Origin of the sequence: Pseudomonas sp. (assembly GCF_030690725.1) — a bacterium.
GTDB lineage: Bacteria > Pseudomonadota > Gammaproteobacteria > Pseudomonadales > Pseudomonadaceae > Aquipseudomonas.
On record NZ_JAUYGD010000033.1, the window covers coordinates 204,198 to 220,725 of the forward strand.

The 16,528-nt window shown below is 61.2% G+C and carries 17 protein-coding genes; 6 read left to right on the forward strand and 11 right to left on the reverse strand.

Features of this window, described 5'->3' with window-relative positions:
• Positions 1 to 8: 8 nt before the first annotated feature.
• The 3 genes from Q8O69_RS07465 to Q8O69_RS07475 all read left to right on the forward strand — a co-directional run bounded on the left by Q8O69_RS07465 (position 9) and on the right by Q8O69_RS07475 (position 3,953).
• Positions 9 to 1,511 carry a serine/threonine-protein kinase gene (locus tag Q8O69_RS07465; protein ID WP_305590875.1) on the forward strand — a complete coding sequence of 501 codons (1,503 nt, stop codon included), beginning with the start codon at positions 9 to 11 and terminating at the stop codon, positions 1,509 to 1,511.
• Between the two features lie 133 nt (positions 1,512 to 1,644).
• Positions 1,645 to 2,502 (forward strand): FHA domain-containing protein, encoded by an 858-nt coding sequence (locus tag Q8O69_RS07470; protein WP_305590877.1) that lies wholly within the window; start codon positions 1,645 to 1,647, stop codon positions 2,500 to 2,502.
• Between the two features lie 128 nt (positions 2,503 to 2,630).
• Positions 2,631 to 3,953, forward strand: a complete 1,323-nt coding sequence (locus tag Q8O69_RS07475; RefSeq protein WP_371136067.1) for a phospholipase — start codon at positions 2,631 to 2,633, stop codon at positions 3,951 to 3,953.
• Here Q8O69_RS07475 and Q8O69_RS07480 read toward each other — a convergent pair.
• From Q8O69_RS07480 to Q8O69_RS07510, 7 genes are all read right to left on the reverse strand, one after another.
• Positions 3,931 to 4,818: a hypothetical protein gene (locus Q8O69_RS07480; RefSeq protein ID WP_305590879.1), complete on the reverse strand. Its 888-nt coding sequence runs from the start codon at positions 4,816 to 4,818 to the stop codon at positions 3,931 to 3,933. The two genes, Q8O69_RS07475 and Q8O69_RS07480, sit on opposite strands and share 23 nt — an antisense overlap.
• Positions 4,819 to 4,934: 116 nt before the next feature.
• Positions 4,935 to 6,677 carry an amidohydrolase family protein gene (locus Q8O69_RS07485; RefSeq protein WP_305590881.1) on the reverse strand — a complete coding sequence of 581 codons (1,743 nt, stop codon included), beginning with the start codon at positions 6,675 to 6,677 and terminating at the stop codon, positions 4,935 to 4,937.
• 124 nt (positions 6,678 to 6,801) lie between these two features.
• Positions 6,802 to 7,128: a DUF2025 family protein gene (locus Q8O69_RS07490; protein WP_305590951.1), complete on the reverse strand. Its 327-nt coding sequence runs from the start codon at positions 7,126 to 7,128 to the stop codon at positions 6,802 to 6,804.
• Positions 7,129 to 7,269: 141 nt separating this feature from the next.
• The gene (locus Q8O69_RS07495) at positions 7,270 to 7,848 is read right to left on the reverse strand and encodes a hypothetical protein (protein WP_305590883.1); all 579 of its coding nucleotides are present in this window, start codon (positions 7,846 to 7,848) and stop codon (positions 7,270 to 7,272) included.
• 14 nt (positions 7,849 to 7,862) lie between these two features.
• Positions 7,863 to 8,471 carry a hypothetical protein gene (locus tag Q8O69_RS07500; RefSeq protein ID WP_305590885.1) on the reverse strand — a complete coding sequence of 203 codons (609 nt, stop codon included), beginning with the start codon at positions 8,469 to 8,471 and terminating at the stop codon, positions 7,863 to 7,865.
• Between the two features lie 112 nt (positions 8,472 to 8,583).
• A complete protein-coding gene (locus Q8O69_RS07505; protein WP_305590887.1) occupies positions 8,584 to 9,204 on the reverse strand; it encodes a hypothetical protein in 621 nt (206 codons plus the stop codon).
• Positions 9,205 to 9,393: 189 nt separating this feature from the next.
• Positions 9,394 to 10,095 (reverse strand): YebC/PmpR family DNA-binding transcriptional regulator, encoded by a 702-nt coding sequence (locus tag Q8O69_RS07510; protein ID WP_305590889.1) that lies wholly within the window; start codon positions 10,093 to 10,095, stop codon positions 9,394 to 9,396.
• A gap of 272 nt (positions 10,096 to 10,367) precedes the next feature.
• Here Q8O69_RS07510 and Q8O69_RS07515 point away from each other — a divergent pair, with 272 nt between their 5' ends.
• On the forward strand, positions 10,368 to 11,252 hold the full coding sequence (locus Q8O69_RS07515; protein ID WP_305590891.1) for an EamA family transporter: 885 nt from the start codon (positions 10,368 to 10,370) through the stop codon (positions 11,250 to 11,252).
• Between the two features lie 4 nt (positions 11,253 to 11,256).
• Here Q8O69_RS07515 and Q8O69_RS07520 read toward each other — a convergent pair whose 3' ends face one another.
• From Q8O69_RS07520 to sstT, 3 genes are all read right to left on the reverse strand, one after another.
• Positions 11,257 to 11,508 carry a hypothetical protein gene (locus Q8O69_RS07520; protein ID WP_305590893.1) on the reverse strand — a complete coding sequence of 84 codons (252 nt, stop codon included), beginning with the start codon at positions 11,506 to 11,508 and terminating at the stop codon, positions 11,257 to 11,259.
• 152 nt (positions 11,509 to 11,660) lie between these two features.
• Positions 11,661 to 11,942, reverse strand: coding sequence for a peptidylprolyl isomerase (locus Q8O69_RS07525; protein ID WP_090248458.1), 282 nt, complete (start codon positions 11,940 to 11,942; stop codon positions 11,661 to 11,663).
• A 193-nt stretch (positions 11,943 to 12,135) separates the two neighbouring features.
• Positions 12,136 to 13,353 (reverse strand): serine/threonine transporter SstT, encoded by a 1,218-nt coding sequence (gene sstT, locus Q8O69_RS07530; protein ID WP_305590895.1) that lies wholly within the window; start codon positions 13,351 to 13,353, stop codon positions 12,136 to 12,138.
• Positions 13,354 to 13,627: 274 nt separating this feature from the next.
• Here sstT and Q8O69_RS07535 point away from each other — a divergent pair, with 274 nt between their 5' ends.
• Complete coding sequence (locus Q8O69_RS07535; protein WP_305590897.1) at positions 13,628 to 14,287, forward strand: YceH family protein; 660 nt, start codon at positions 13,628 to 13,630, stop codon at positions 14,285 to 14,287.
• A 52-nt stretch (positions 14,288 to 14,339) separates the two neighbouring features.
• Here the strand turns inward: Q8O69_RS07535 and Q8O69_RS07540 are convergent, their stop codons facing one another.
• Complete coding sequence (locus Q8O69_RS07540) at positions 14,340 to 14,813, reverse strand: phage infection protein (RefSeq protein ID WP_305590899.1); 474 nt, start codon at positions 14,811 to 14,813, stop codon at positions 14,340 to 14,342.
• Positions 14,814 to 15,259: 446 nt separating this feature from the next.
• Between Q8O69_RS07540 and Q8O69_RS07545 the strand changes: the two genes are divergently transcribed.
• Positions 15,260 to 16,501: a glutamine synthetase family protein gene (locus Q8O69_RS07545; RefSeq protein ID WP_305590953.1), complete on the forward strand. Its 1,242-nt coding sequence runs from the start codon at positions 15,260 to 15,262 to the stop codon at positions 16,499 to 16,501.
• The last annotated feature ends 27 nt before the right edge of the window (positions 16,502 to 16,528 follow it).

Genomic DNA, 16,528 nt, shown 5'->3' on the forward strand with positions numbered 1-16,528 from the left:
TGACTCCCATGACTGAACAATTGCTCGAGATTCCCGGTTATCAGGTGCATGGCCGCCTGGGTAAAGGCGGCATGGCCGAGGTGTACCTGGCCACGCAGGCGTCCCTGCAGCGCAAGGTGGCGATCAAGGTGCTGCTGAGCGCGGATGACCAGGCGTTCAGCCAGCGCTTTCTCAAGGAAGGCCACATCGTGGCGTCCCTGCATCACCCTTCGATCATTACCATCTATGACATCGACCAGCTCGCCGATGGGCGCCACTACCTGACCATGGAATTCGTCCCTGGCGGTGATCTGGCGCAGCACAAGGGCGAAGTGTTCGACCTGCCGCGCGCGCTGCGTATCGTTCAGCAGGTGGCCAGCGGTCTGGCCGTGGTGCATGACAAAGGCCTGGTACACCGCGATATCAAACCGGCCAACATCCTCTTTCGCAGCGACGGTACGGCGGTGATCACCGATTTCGGTGTGGCCAAGGAAGTCGAGCTGGACCATGACCTGACCCAGTTCGGTATCGCCGTCGGCAGCCCGCCCTACAGCAGCCCTGAGCAGGCGCAGTGCCAGGCCCTGGATGCGCGCAGTGATATCTACAGCCTGGGGGTGATCCTGCTGGAGATGCTCACGGGCAGTAATCCCTACCGCGCCGCCAACTACACCCAGACCGTGATGAACCACCTGCAGATGGACGTGCCGCAACTGCCGGCGCATTTGCAGAGCTACCAGTGGCTGCTTGAGCGCATGCTGGCAAAAGACCCGGATGAGCGATTTGCCGACTGCAAGGTGCTGCTGGCGAGCCTCGATGAGCTGACCCGTGATGACCCGGACAGCACGCGCATCGCCCCAGCGCTGAGCCTGAGCAAACCAACCAGAGGCAAAACTGCGCACAGTGCGCTGTGGGTCTGGCTGCTCGCCGGCGTTTTATTACTGGCCGGTGCGGCCGGCGGCGGTTATTACCTGTATCAGCAGAAGCAGATCAGCGAATACCTGGCACGGGCCGAGCTGCACCTGGAAAACGGCAGCCTGCTGGAGCCGCCGCAGGACAACGCCGATTACCTGTTCCGCCAGGTGCTGGCGTTGGATGCGGACAATCCCCAGGCTCTGGATGGCCTGGCGCGGGTGTTGCAGGCGCGGATCAATCAGTACCTGCAGCTGGCCGAACAGCGTCTGGCCGATCAGCAGTTGCTGCTGCCAGAAGATGACAGTGCCACCCACTACTTCCGCCAGGTGCTGGCCTGGGAGCCGGACAACCTGCTGGCGCTGGCCGGGATCAACCGGGTGGCGCAGCGCTATATCGAGCAAAGCGAGGCCGCCTACAAGCGCCGCGAGTTTGCCCTGGCCCTGGCGCTGGTGCAGCAGGGTCTGGAAGTGGAGCCGGCCAACGAGCAGTTGTTGCAGCTGCTGGATGGCCACGAACAGCGTGTGCGCCTGGCCCAGACGCCCCGGCGCCGGCCGGCAGCTGCTGAGCCGCCGGCACCGGTTAACCCGGTCAAGCGGCTGTGGAACAACCTATTTGATTAAGTCGCGGTGCTGGCGTATTGCTACTGGCCTGATTGGCAGGCAGCATGCGCGCCTTGCCCATGGTGCCGGTTGTTGATGGCAAGGTGCGGCGGGTTACTGATGGCTGTTTAACGGATGTTGGCGGAGTGCGCAGATGCTCAAAATTCACTTCAGTGATAATCGTCAGGCGCCGATCTGGCTGGTCGACGAGCGTTTCACCATTGGCCAGGACAGCCGCAACAGCCTGGTGCTGGTCGATCCGAGCATTGGCCCATTCCATGCGGAGATCCGTCAGGACCATGGCTTCTATTACCTGACCGATGTTGGCAGCCCGAGCGGCTCGTTCGTCAATGACGAGCGCATCAATACGCGCTTCCAGCTGCGCGCCGACGACCGTGTGCGCCTGGGTTCGGTGGAGCTGCTGCTGGTCGACCCGGCGCGCAGCAAAACCAAGGCCGAGCAGGCTGCACGCTGGTATCTGCAGGTGATTCAGGGCGAGCACGAAGGCAAGAAATTCCATATCAATGGTTCCATGACCTTTGGCCGCTCGGTGAAGTGCGAGCTGTGCTTCAGCGATCAGGAATTGTCGCGCCGGCACTGCGAGTTCTACCTCAAGGATGACGTGCTGGAGGTCAAGGATCTGGCCTCGGCCAATGGCCTGCTGGTCAATCAACAGAAGGTCAGCACCGCAGTGCTGCAACCGGGCGACCAGTTGAAGATGGGCTCGGTCAGCCTGCTGGTGATTGGCCCGAAAAGCACTGTGGCGCCCAGCGAAGATGAAGATGCCACGCTGTTTATGCGCGCCGTGGATCTACCCAAACCACTCAAGCCGGCGCCGCTGTCCAGCTCGCCGAGCAGCCAGACCAACCCGCTGCGCACGGCTGCGCAGGCCAATCCGATGCGCGCGGCTGCGCCCGCCAGTGCGCCCAGCGGCCTGAATAAGCCCTTGCTGGCACTGGGGTTGTTGCTGGTGACTGGATTGCTGGTGGCGGCTGCGCTGTTTGCGCTTTAGCTCAATCTGGCTGGGCAGGCAGCGTGCTGCTCGATTAGTGAATGGGCTGACTTGATACGACAGTGCCAGATGGCGGCTTTGGCGTTAGGCTACGCCTCTTTGCCCTGCCATCCGTTGTTGGAGTCTCCGTGAAGCCATTGCTCCTGTTGTTATCTGCCTGTTGCCTGGCGTGTCAGCCGTTAAGCGCGCTGGCCTGGTCCAATCATTCGCTGGGCAGCCAGTTGGCATTACAGGCCGTACCGGAGCTGCAGCGCACCTTGCGCTACGAGCCGCTGGAGGCTTTCCTCGATGCTCAGGCCCCGGCCATCGAGCAATTGTTGGATCAGCAGGAAGCCTTTGCCCGCGCGCATTTTGCCGATTACCCGGCGCGTCCGGATGCCTTGCGCTTTAGTGCCGCGACTACCCTTGCAGCCGACAGACGCGGTGCGTTTCTGCAGGCGCTGCGGGTCAATCCGCAGATTCGCCTGGCTGGCTTTGTGCAGCAGTTGCCGGGGCAGGCCGATGATGGCCGGTCGCGTTTGGCTGCTGAGCAGGTGTTGGTGTTTCGCAAGATCGGCCCCTGGAGCCATTGGCGTTATCTGGCCTTGCAGCCCGGTGAGGCAGTGAGTGCGGTGCAGGTGCTGAGCAGTGCGGCCGATGAGCCGGATTATGGCCACGACATCAACCTGTTCAGCGACAACCCAGGCGACGTTGGCGCGCACTACAACTTCGGCGCGCAGCCCTTTGGCGATGCGCGCTTCGAGTATTCCTCCCAGGCGCCGTTCCATATCGGCTACTACCACGAACCGGCGCTGGTGTTGCAGGCCGCGCCCTATCTGCGTCGCACCTTGCCGCACTGGCGCATTTACCAGTACAGCGGTCTGGCACGGCTGGCCCTGGAAAGCGGCCACGATTACTGGGGTTACCGTTTTCTCGGCTGGGCGCTGCACTATATGCAGGACCTGACTCAGCCCTACCACGCCAAAACCGTGCCGGGTTTTGCCACGGCCGAGCTGATGTTGATCGCCCTCAAAGGTGCCGCCGGCTATCCCGAAGATCGTCTGGCGGCGATTGCCCGTGTCGCGGATCGACACACGGCCATCGAGGAATATCAGCTGCAGCGCATGCAGCAACTGATGGCCGAACAGGCGGAGTCGCCCCTGTTGCAGGCCTATACGCAGAACCCGCAGGACAGCTACCCGGCCTATTTGGTGGACTACGCGCAGCAGGTGGTGGCGGCCGAGTCCTATGCCAGTGCCGATGCCTTTGATGAGTTGATTGGCCAGTGGCTGGCGCGCAAGCCGGCGGCGGCTCCGGGTTTTAGCGGTGGTAATCAGCTGGCCCAGGCGCAAGCCGATCCACTGCTGGAGCAGTTGCTGGTCGAGCTGTTCAAGCGCTTCGGTGCGCACACCCGCAACGTGGTGCAAACCACCCTGGCGCAACCTGCGCCTAGCGTACCGACGGCGCCGTGAACCACAGCTCGCGCCGCTGCAAGGGCGTGGCGCTGGGCAACAGTGGGTTATGCAGCTCGATCAACTGACGCTGGTCGAGTTGCGCGCGCTGCAGGCTGGCGGCGAAGTGCTGCTGAAACAGCCGCTCGAAGGAGCCATCGGCAATCGCTTTCTCCATGCCGATGCGCACGGTTTCCGCCAGCTCCGGGCGCTTGGGCGAGAAGAAGAAATACATCGCCGTGGGGTAGTGCAGCAGCACATGCGGATCGGCAACCAGTTGTTTGCCGCGCGGGTGCTCCAGCTCATCCCATATCTCGATCACCGAGCGCGGAAAGTAGTCGAAGCGCTGCGCCTGCAGCATGCGAAACAGGCTGCCGTAACTGGATGAAACCCTGACCGGCAAACCCTGGGCGCGGAGGATTTCCCTGTCCGGCCAGTCGTGGCCCTGGCCTGCGGAAAACTGGCGCAGGTCCGCCAGGTTGCGCACATCCTTTAGCAGCTGCGCGCGGTTTTTTGGCAGCAGGGCGATACGCCAGCCAAACAGCCCCTTGTCCAGCGGAATACGTACTGGCAGCAGGCGTTGTTCGCGCTCAACGCTGGTCATGCTCCAGGCTATGTCGAGGTGTGCGTTGTGCTCCAGGTTAACCAGGGCACGCTCCTGCTCCATGCTGTAGTACGAAGGCTCCAGACGCAGTGCACTGCCGGCTTTATCCAGCGCCAGTTGTAGCTGCGCCAGGGCGTAGATGGAGCGAAATTCATCGCCATCGGCCCTGCGGGGGTAGCGCAGGGTGCCGCTGTCATCGGCCTGCAGTGGTGGGGTTAGCAGGCTCACTAGCAGCAGGCCGCAAAGCCAGCGCCAGGCCGCCTGCCAAAGTGTGCGGGGCATTTCGGTTAGAGTCCTTTCAATACCGGCCCGGCGTTATGTGACCGGGCTGTGCGGCGCGCATTATGCCAGCCTGGCGCGCCGCCGTTATGCCGTAGGTCGCATGCCCTGCAACTGAGCTAGGCGTTGCTACGGAGAAACTGCCCGTAGCCGCGCGCATGCCCCAGGTCGCTGGCAAACTCGCCGTGCTGAAAGGCGATGCGCCCGTTGATCAGCACGGCATCCACCGCCGCGCCACGGTTGACCATGCGCTGCAGGCCGCCGAAGGCCTCCATCGGCGCTTCCTGATAGCTGGCCAAGGATTCATCCAGTGCGCTGGGGTCGATGATCACCAGATCGGCACGCGCGCCTTCATACAGTCGGCCGGCATCGATATCGAACCATTCGCCCAACTCGCCGGTCAGGCGCCAGATCGCCGTCTCAACTGGCATCACCGGTTGGCCGCGCAGCTCGGCGTCGCGCACCAGTTTGAGCAGGCGCACGCCGAAGTTGTAGAAGGCCATATTACGGATATGCGCGCCGGAGTCGGCAAAGCCAATCAGGGTGCTGGGCTCGCACACCAGTTTCTCCACCACCTCGGGGCGATGGTTGGCGATCAGGGTGCGCCAGCGCAGACGCGGGCCGTGGGCCACCAGCAGGTCGAGAAACAGATCGGCTGGGTGTTCATTACGGGCCTTGGCCAGTTCGCCGACGCTTTTGCCGACCACGCTGGCGTCCGGGCAGTCGACAATCCAGGCGTCGTCAAAGTCGCGGTGCCAGACCCGTGGGCCGAATTTCTTCTCCACGTCCTGGCGAAAGCGCAGGCGGTAGGACGGGTCCTGAAACAGCTGGCTGCGCATATCGTGGTTGGCCAGGTGCAGCGCGGCCTGGCCGGCGGGAAATTCCTCGAAGACCACGAACTCCATGCCGTCGGCATAGGTTTCGAACGGCACCGGCAGGGTTTGCCAGCGGAAGTCGGCGCGGGTCAGGCGATTGATCCAGCGCGTCAGTGGGCCGAGAATCGGCGCCAGCCAAGGGTCGGCTTTGACATCCATCAGGGTGATCAGGGTGGTCTTCAGCGGCTTGCGCCACCAACCGCCGATGCTGTCCCAGAGAAAGGCCAGCACATTGAGCTTGGTCACCAGGTTCGGGGCGCCCTGATGAATGCGTCCGCGCCGGCGCAGGATTTTGTTCAGCCGCGCGTACTCGGCCCAGGGCGCATACACCGAGGGCAGGGATTTCGAGCGCTGGCGGTCGCCATCCAGCTTGTCCCAGGGGTTGGTCATGCTCGACAGGCCGAGCAGGCCGGCGTCAAGCGCCTCTTCGAGCAGGCGCTCCATCTGCTGCAGCTCGTGTTCGCTGGGGCGTACCTTGGCGTCTACGGCGCGCGCAAGGCCGAGCACGGCAACGCGTAAATCGGAGTGGCCGAGGAACGAGCAGATATTCGGCCCCAGCGCATGCTGATCGAGAAAGGCAGCGAATTCGCTCGCGCTGTTCCAGGTCTTACGCGCCTGCAGCAGCGGCAGCACATGTTCACGCGGCACCGACTCGACGCGGGTAAACAGGTCGGAGCAATCCTCGGGGCTGGACAGCACCATGCTGATCGAGCAGCTGCCGATCATCACCGTGGTCACGCCATGGCGTACCGACTCCTTCAGTGCTGGGGCGGCCACCAGTTCGGCGTCGTAGTGGGTGTGCATGTCGATAAAGCCGGGCGTCACCCAGCGGTTTTGCGCATCAATCACCTGGCCGCAGCCACTTTCATCCAGGGCGCTGGCGCTGATGCAGGCCAGTTTGCCGTCACGGATGCCGAGGTGGCGCACGACGCCGGGCGCGCCACTGCCATCGAAAAACAGCGCGTTTTTGATCAGCACATCGAACATCGGCAGGCTCCTGGGCGAATGAATTCGGCCAATCGAGCTTAGTCTGCTGCCGGCGGCGGCTGTGAGGGCGTAAGTGAACAAGCTGGGGTCTATTCGGCCATGGGCGCGTAAACCGGCTAACCACTCAGACGTTAAGTCGCCTGCGCTCGGCGCTGATCTCCGGCAAATCGCTGCGCCGCACGTAGACCCGCAGCGGCTCGCTGATAGCCAGGCGGTCATCGATATTCTGTTCCAGCAGCAGTTGCAGGCGCGCGCGGTCGAGGTTCATCAGCTCGCCGTCAAAGGCGCGCCAGACAAATTCGCAGGTGGGGGTGATGCTCTGTTCGAGCACATCGAGGCCGAAGGAGTCTTCGGAGAAACGCACGATATAGCGCCCGGTCTTGGCATTGAAACCGACAAAACCCTGCAGTTGGTCGGCCGCCGCGCAGATGCTGGTAGAGGTGATGCTCATGGAAACCTCGTCGATGGCAGTGGAAGTCATCGACATAGGCTAAGGCGCCAGGGGCAGAGCATCTTGCGATGGATCAATAAGTGGACGGATGGGCTGTTTGCAACCACGACCATTGCGGCCGTGGTTCCGGGTGCTGTGTGACTAGATCAACTTCTGTCGTGCGGCTTCTTCCAAGCTGCTCTGGGTCAGCTGGTCGAGGATTGGGTCGATCGACTCGTTGAACGGCAGGGCGAATATCAGCAGCAGCTGCATCCAGGTGGTAATGGTTTCACTCTTCTCGATACGCCCCAATACCTTGCCGGAACCGTCCTTGAAGGTGGTTTCCATGCTCAGCTCATTGCTGAACTTGCCCGGTATGACAAACAGCGTGGCACCCGTGATGACTGCGCTGGCAATACTGCCGCGCTCATGGTTGCTCACTCGTACGCTGATATACAGGTCGGAGTTCTGCTTGGCCGTGGTGACGTTGCTGAAACGCTTGCTGTCCTGATACTGCTTGACGATCAGTTTCTCCAGGTTTGCCTGGTTGAAACCGCCGGCGCGGGTTTGGTCATTGAACAGGTATTGGCTATCAACCTTGAGGTAGACCGACTGCTTAGGTTGCTCGGTCGCTGTCAGTGGCCACTGCTCAACTTGGGCCAGATCCTTGTGCGAGTAGGACAGGCAGCCCGTTAGTGAGAGGAGGGCGGTGGCGAGTAGAGCTGCAAACAGTGCTTTCATGTGTAACGTCCTTGTTAGGGGCGAGCGAGTTGACGGGTGCTGTCTTGCAGCAGTTGTTCGACCAGTTGGTTGAGCTGGTCTGAGCCGAGCGACATGTTGAAGTAGTCGTTGTCCCAGAGACCGGTGTTCTGGTCGAGCTTGACCTGCTGGCGGCTGCTGGCGAGCAGCTTGCCCTGGGCATCGGTAATCGACAGCTCGCCGGCCAGGTCATATTTGTCGACATAGATGGGACCGTTGACCCAGATCCACATGGTCAGTGTCAGCAGGGCACCGGGAAAATAAGCCGGGTGAGGTGTGCGCTTGCCTTTGAGCGAGGTGAGGTTGAGTTTGAGCGTTACATCCTGCTCGCCGAGGGTGGCCGGGAAGCTGATGACTTTCGCGAAGTACTCCCCGCGTTCGATGCGGTTGCTCAGCTGTTCGGTGAATTGGCTACTCAAGGTCTTGCGCAGGTTGTCGTTGAGCTTGCTGTCGGAGATCTGCACGTCATCGACCATGACTGCGCGGGGCTGGGTGTAACTGGCGCGCTGTTTAGGGTCGCCAATCGGGCCGGCCGGGGTGAAAGATACACAGCCGGTCAGGCTCAGGCTGAACAGTGCGGCTACAAGGTAATGCAGAGTTTTCATGGCTCATCCTTGATCAGGTGTTGCACAGAGATACGACACGCCAGGCACCTTGAGATGGGGACCTGGCGTGGCGAGGGAAGCGGGGTGTTGAGTTGTCGAGTGTGCTGAATAGTTACTTGGTGCGAGTACTGGAAAATGCGCTGATCTTGCCGAACGGTGCGCTTTGCATATCAACCTTGACTGCCATCAGCGGCGAATTGTTGACCCAGACATCGTCGATCACGATGGTTTCGCCGATGTCGTCGTTGTCGGCGGCCACCAACAGGTAGTAGGTGCCGTCTTCGGCGGCTTCACCATCCCAGCTCAGGCTGATCTGCCCGACCACGGCTTCGGCACGCGAAGGCTTGTCGGCAATCACTGCGCCGTAGGCGTCCAGCAGCATGGCGCGTGGTTTCAGGGCGTACTTGCTGACGCCCATGCACGGCTCGTTGCACAGTGAATGCACGTTGAGGGTGTAACGCTCGCCCTTTTTCAGCTGCAGGGAAAAGATCCGGTAGTTGGAGATCGAGCTGCCGAAGTCCAGGCGCGGCTCATCGGCGCTGATCGGCCATTGCGGCGCCAGCAGGCCAGGATTGAGCGGCAACGGGATGGCCTGGGTGTTGTGGATGGCCTCAAGGGCGCTCTTGGCCATTGGGCTTTTGCCCGCCTTGACCTCTTGCTGGTAGGTCGTCTGCGGGTTACTGGCGCAGGCGCCGAGCAGCAGGCTGGCGGCCAGAATCAGAAACTTGTGCACGGTAAAACTCCTGTGTGACAACGTCCTTGTGTACACGCCGGGCACTGGTGGCGCGGCGGGCGGCGATTCTACCCGCTTTGTGAGGCGCGGGCAGTGGTTAATCGGCCGATTCGACGAACTGCGCACATTGATGGGGGCAGTTGGTGGGCCCGCGGCGCATCCTACGCTGCGGGCCTGGTCGGCCTCTGTTTAGCCGGAAAGCCCAACGTAGACGTTCTGCACGTCATCGTGCGCGTCGAGGGCTTCGAGGAAGGCTTCGACTTCTTCCAGTTGCTCGGCGGTCAGGCTGCTCACCGGGTTTTTCGGGATATAGCCGATTTTCGCCGAGTTGACGCTGAAACCCTGCTCCGGCAGCGCGCGGCATACGGCGTCCAGGTCAGTCGGCTCGGTGATAAACAGGGTGTTGCCGTCTTCGGCTGGCTCGAAATCCTGGGCGCCGGCTTCGATGGCGGCCATTTCCGGGTCAGCGCCGTTCTCGGTGCTGGCCTCGATCATGCCCACATGGTCGAAGTCCCAGGTTACCGAGCCGGAAGCGCCCATCTGGCCCTTGCGGAACAGCACGCGGACTTCGGCCACTGTACGGTTGATGTTGTCGGTCAGGCACTCGATGATCACTGGCACCTGATGGGGGGCGAAACCCTCGTAGGTGGCGGAGTGAAAGGTCACGGTGTCGCCCAATAGGCCGGCGCCTTTCTTGATCGCCCGGTCGAGGGTTTCCTTGGGCATCGAGGCTTTTTTCGCCTGATGAATCGCCAGACGCAGCTTGGGGTTCAGGTCCGGGTCGGCGCCGTTGCGGGCGGCGATCATGATTTCCTTGACCAAGCGGCCGAAGATCTTGCCTCTGGCGTTGGCCGCGGCTTCTTTAGGTTTGGCTTTCCACTGGGCGCCCATGGGGTATCTCGTCGTTGCGGGTTAATAGGTGGGTCTCGGACCTGCTGCGTGTCGGCGCTACCGCGATAAAAATGGCCTCGTTCGAGCTGCGCAAGATCCGAAACAAATTCTAAGGGCTGCGATTCTAGCCCTTCGAGACGTTTGCGGCACCTGTGGCGCTGCAATCTGCCGATCAGTGATGCGCTGTACGGCTTATTTGCCGGGTTTCTGTATGGGCGTTATGGCGCGGCTGGCCGCTTTAATAGGCGTTGATTGATCAATCTGGAGCGCCCATGCAACCCAAAGATTTACTGCTGGCCCTGGTGGTAATCATCGTCTGGGGCATGAACTTTGTGGTGATCAAGATCGGCCTGCACGAGATGCCGCCGATGCTGTTGGGTGCGTTGCGTTTTCTGCTGGCAGCCTTTCCTGCGGTGCTGTTTATCAAGCGCCCGCAGATTCCGCTGCGCTGGCTGCTGGCCTATGGCGTGACCATCTCGCTGGGGCAGTTCGCCTTTCTCTTCTCCGCCATGTCCGTTGGCATGCCGGCCGGCCTGGCGTCGCTGGTGCTGCAGTCACAGGCGATGTTTACCCTGCTGTTTGCCGTGCTGTTGCTGGGTGAGCGGTTTCGCCTGGCCAACCTGTTCGGCCTGCTGGTGGCGGCCGGAGGGTTGCTGCTGATTGGTTCGCAGGGTAATGGCCTGATGACCTTGGCTGGTTTTCTGCTGACCTTGTGCGCTGCCGCCATGTGGGCGCTGGGCAATATCGTCACGCGCAAACTGGGTAAGGTGAATCTGGTGGGCTTGGTGGTGTGGGGCAGCCTGGTGCCGCCGCTGCCGTTCTTTGCGCTGTCCTGGCTGATGGAAGGCCCCGAGGTGATCGAGTCAGCGCTGCGTGGATTCAGCCTCGATACGCTGCTGGTGCTGGTCTACCTGGCATTCGGAGCGACCATTCTTGGCTATGGCCTGTGGAGCCGCTTGCTGTCGCGTTATCCGGCTAGCCAGGTGGCGCCCTTCTCACTGCTGGTGCCAGTGGTCGGGTTGACCTCTTCGGCATTGCTGCTCGATGAGCGCCTGAGCAGCCTGCAGCTAGTCGGTGCGCTGCTGGTGATGCTCGGCTTGCTGCTGAATTTTTGCGGCGGCTGGTTGCAGGAGCGTTTGCGCGCGCGCTGGGCCTAGGCTTTTAGCGTTTGCCCATGGCACGGCGGGTACCACTTGGCGCTGGGCCAATCTTCTTTTCGTGGCTCGACTTGTTGCCCTTCTGGTGCCAGGGCTGATCGTCCTGTTTGCCGGAAGCTGCCTTGGCAGCGCCGAACAGTGAGGCAAAACCAGTGGCTTTAGGCGGACTTACAGGCGCAGCCTGGCCAGTGAGTGGCACTGCGCTGTCGACAGGCTGAACGGCGAGGGTGGGTTCAGCTGCTGGAGTCTGGGTCATGGCGAGGTCCGCGGGTGCGAGAAGAAAAGGCCGGCGAGTATACCTGGCTATTGCCCGAGGTTTGCGGTTGTTGGTCAGTGACGCTGTGCCTGGCGGCGCTGCGTGCAACGAAGGGATTCGCCGGGCCTGGGCAGCCCAGCGAACAAGCAGGATTAGTCCTGGCGGCTGGTCACTTCCAGCAGGTGATAACCGAACTGGGTCTTCACCGGGCCTTGCACCACGTTGATCGGGGCGCTGAATACTACGGTGTCGAATTCCTTGACCATCTGGCCTGGGCCGAACGAGCCAAGGTCACCGCCGCTGCGGCTGGACGGGCAGCTGGAGTTGTCTTTGGCGACCTGGGCGAAGTCGGCACCGCCTTCGATTGCGGCTTTCAGTTCGTTGCACTTGTCTTCGCTGGCAACCAGGATGTGACGGGCAGTGGCGCGGGCCATGGGAGTTACTCCTTAATAAAGAAGCGGCAAAGCCTACCGGAATCGTTGGGCTATTCAAACGCCGTGCATGTGACGTTTATCGGTTGAGTCATAAAAAACAGCCTGGAGTGCTGATCCGCAGGTAGCTGCCAGAAGTGGTGTGCATAAAAAAGGCTTACCCATGAGGTAAGCCTTTTCGTGTTTCGGCAGGTGCTTAGCCGCGTTGTTCGGCCTGGCAAGCGGCGGCGGTGAACAGCACGTCGGTGGAGGAGTTCAGCGCGGTTTCCGCCGAGTCCTGGACGATGCCGATGATAAAGCCGACGGCGACCACCTGCATGGCCACATCATTGGGGATGCCGAACAGGCTGCACGCCAATGGAATCAGCAGCAGCGAGCCGCCGGCGACGCCCGATGCGCCGCAAGCGCTGATCGAGGCGAGCAGGCTGAGCAGCAAGGCTGTCGGCAGATCGACGGCGATGCCCAGGGTGTGCACGGCGGCCAGGGTCAGCACGGTGATGGTGATCGCTGCGCCGGCCATGTTGATGGTCGCGCCCAGTGGGATCGACACCGAGTAGGTTTCCTCATGCAGGCCCAGGCGCTGGCAAAGCTGCAGGTTGACCGGAATATTGGCTGCCGAACTACGGGTAAAGAACGCCGTCAGGCCACTTTCGCGCAGGCAGGTCAGCACCAGCGGGTAGGGGTTGCGGCGGGTCTTGAAGTAGACAATCGCCGGGTTAGTCACCAGCGCGACAAACAGCATGCAACCCACCAGTACCAGCAACAGGTGCAGGTAATCGAGCAGGGCGGACATGCCCGACTCGGCCAGGGTGGCCGCAACCAGGCCGAAAACCCCCAGTGGTGCCAGGCGGATTACCAGTTTGACGATGCTGGTGACTGCGCCGGAGAGGTCGGCGAGCATTTGCTTGCTGCTCGGGCTGGCGTGGCGAAAGGCAAAGCCCAAGGCGATGGCCCAGGCCAGGATGCCGATAAAGTTACCTTTGAGCAGGGCATTGACCGGGTTATCCACCACATTCAGCAGCAGGGTTTTCAGCACTTCGCTGATACCGCCGGGTGGCGACAGCTCGGCGCTGTTGCTCACCAGGGTCAGGCTGGATGGGAAGGCAAAGCTGGCGGCTACCGCGATCAGCGCCGCGCTAAAGGTGCCGATCAGGTACAGCAGCAGAATCGGTTTGATATGGGTCTGCTGGCCTTGCTGATGGTTGGCAATCGACGCCGCCACCAGTACGAATACCAGCACCGGTGCCACGGCCTTCAGCGCCGATACAAACACCGTGCCGAGGAAGCTGACGCTCGCCGCGGCTTCAGGCAGGAACAGCGCCAGGGCAATACCGGCCATCAGGCCGATGGCAATTTGCAGCACCAGGCTGGTGCGGTTGAGCAGTTGGACAAGCGGGTGTTGGGCAGTGGTCATGACATGCATCTCTACTTGGCGGGCAGGCCTGCGATCTCTTCCTATTGCCTGCCGGGCTTGGGGCGCCGGGGGCTGGATGCATAGCTGCGGTGCGCGTTATGAGGCTTTTCGCGGGGGATAAAACAAGGCCACGCTGAAAAATAGCGCGCGACTCTATCACAGTGACCCGCTGTTACGCGCTGGCGCAGTGCGAGCCCCGTCCAGCGGCGCTTATGCCTATCAACCGACCGTCAGGCGGGCTAGGCTAGGGCCTTTGCGAGGCCATGAGGTGGTTATGTCCAACGAAGATACGAGCGCACCGACGATTGAAATCCTGACGATTATCGAGGCGCGGGTGCTGGGTTGCCTGATTGAAAAGCAGCTGACCACCCCGGAAGCCTACCCCCTGACGCTGAATGCCCTGGTGCTGGCCTGCAATCAGAAAACCAGCCGCGAGCCGGTGCTGAATCTGACGGCCGGCCAGGTCGGTCAGGCCCTGCGTAGCCTGGAAGGGCGCGAAATGGCGCGCCTGGTGATGGGCAGTCGGGCGGATCGCTGGGAACACCGCGCCGACAAGGCGCTGGAACTGGTGGCGGCGCAGGTGGTGTTGTTGGGCCTATTGCTGCTGCGTGGCCCGCAGACCATCAACGAACTGCTGACTCGCAGCAGCCGCATGCATGATTTTGATGATGCCGAGCAGGTGCAGCATCACCTCGAACGTTTGATCAGTCGCGAACTGGCTTGCCTGTTGCCGCGTCAGTCCGGACAGCGTGAAGACCGTTATATGCACCTGCTGGGTGACCCGGCGGATTTGCAGGCGGCATTGGCGGCCAGGGCCAATGAGCCGCAGCGCGCGACGGCGGGTGGTCAGCAGGATGAGCGCCTGGAGGCTCTGGAGGCGCGCATTGCCGCGCTGGAAGAGCGCTTGGCGCAGTTGGAATCGCCTGCGCAATAAACAAAAAAGGTGCTCGATTGAGCACCTTTTTTGTGTTGCCTATTAGCTGTGATCAGCTAAAGCGCAGGCCTGGCGTACGTTCAGCACCGCCTTCAGCAACGCGGTTTGCGCCAGTACGGTCAGCACCGTCTTCGGCTACACGCAGGCGCTCTTGCAGACGATCAGCGCCACCTTCAGCGATACGGTTAGCGCCAGTGCGGTCGGCACCGTCTTCGGCTACACGCAGACGCTCTTGCAGGCGATCAGCACCACCTTCGGCGACGCGGTTAGCGCCAGTGCGGTCGGCACCGTCTTCGGCTACACGCAGACGCTCTTGCAGACGATCAGCGCCACCTTCAGCGACACGGTTTGCACCAGTGCGCTCAGCGCCACCTTCAGTTTGCAGGTTGCTACCAAAGCCCATCAGGGTTTTGACGCTACTGTCCTGCTTTTCACCCAGCAATGGCTGCGGGTTGTTCTGTGGCAGGGCAAAGGCGCTGATGGACAGGCTGCTCAGGATCAGGGCGGTAAGAATTTGCTTTTTCATGTTCAGGCTCCTCGTAAGGGCGGGTAGTAAGTGAGTACGGAGCCAATGATACGGGTGAAAATTTGATGAAGAAGTGCAGGCTGGGCATGGTAATCATCGATGCTATCGATAGTCTGATTAATTATTTATAAATCATGTAGTTATTTTATTTTTCTGACACTTTAAGGATGGTTTTTGGAGCGAGTGTGCATGATCATTAATATCTAATTTATCGATGTATTTAACGCAATAGCCTGCACTTTAAGGTCAGATGTGGCTTTGCTTGAAATATCGAACGGCTGGTGCGTATTTTGTACGCCTCGCCGTTCGACTACGGCCTCTTGCATCAATAAGGACAACAGCAAATGAGTACCCTCGACCGCACCGCCCTGGCTGAACTGCTGCGTGGTGTTGATGAAATCGAATGCGTGACGCCCGATCTCAATGGCGTGCCGCGTGGCAAGGTGATGACGGCTGAGGGGTTTCTCGAGGGGCGGCGCTTGCAGTTGGCGCGCGGGGTGTTGCTGCAATGCATCATGGGTGGCTATCCGGCGCCGTGTTATTACGGCAGTGATGATGGTGACCTGGCCTTGAATGCCGAGCCGACGCAGATTCATCGCCTGCCCTGGAGTGAAACGCCGCGCGCGCTGGCCATCTGTGATGCCGATGAGTTCGATGGACGCAGCTCCGGGTTGTCGACCCGCGGCCTGCTCAAGCAGGTGCTTGCGCGTTACGCCAGCCATGGCTGGCAGCCGGTGGTGGCAACCGAGCTGGAGTTTTTCGTGTTTGCCCGCAATGCCGACCCATTGCAGCCGTTTCAGCCGCCGCTGGGCCTGGATGGCCGGCGTGAAGATGGCGGTTCGGCCTTTAGCGTGAGTTCCAACAACGGCCTGCGCCCGTTCTTCCAAGAGGTCTATCAGTGCATGGCGGCCCTGGGTCTGCCGCGCGATACCTTTATGCATGAAATGGGCGTCAGCCAGTTCGAAATCAATTTGCTGCACGGTGATCCGCTGCTGCTGGCCGACCAGACTTTTCTGTTCAAACATCTGCTCAAGGAAGTCGCGCTCAAGCATGGGCTTACTGTGGTGTGCATGGCCAAACCATTGGCGCATACGCCGGGTAGCTCCATGCACATTCATCAGAGCGTGGTGGAGCAGGGCAGTGGGCAGAATATCTTCAGCGCGGCCGATGGCCAGGCAACGCCGGCGTTCTATCAATTTATTGCCGGTCAGCAGGCGGCCATGGCCGATTTCACCCTGCTATTTGCCCCGCATGTAAATTCCTATCAGCGCCTTTGCCACCCTTATGCGTCGCCGAACAACGCCTGCTGGTCCGAGGATAACCGCGCCGCTGGCCTGCGTATTCCGGCCAGCGCGCCGGTTGCGCGGCGGGTGGAGAACCGTTTGCCGGGCGCCGATGCCAACCCTTATCTGGCGTTGGCGGCCAGCCTTGCGGCCGGTCTGTATGGGATTGAGCAGCAGCTGCAGCCCAGCGCGCCGATCCAGGGTGAGTTCGAAGTGCCGGATGAATTGGCGCTACCCTGTACCATGCATGCTGCGATTGAGCGTCTCAAGCGCAGTACGTTGGCGCTGGAACTGTTCGGCAAAGAGTTCATCGAAGGCTACATTGCCAGCAAGACGTTGGAGCTCACCAGCTTCTTTGACGAAATTACCCCGTGGGAGCGCCGTGTATTGGCGGCCCACGCTTAGAGTCTTACCGCCGAGCATGCGTTCGGC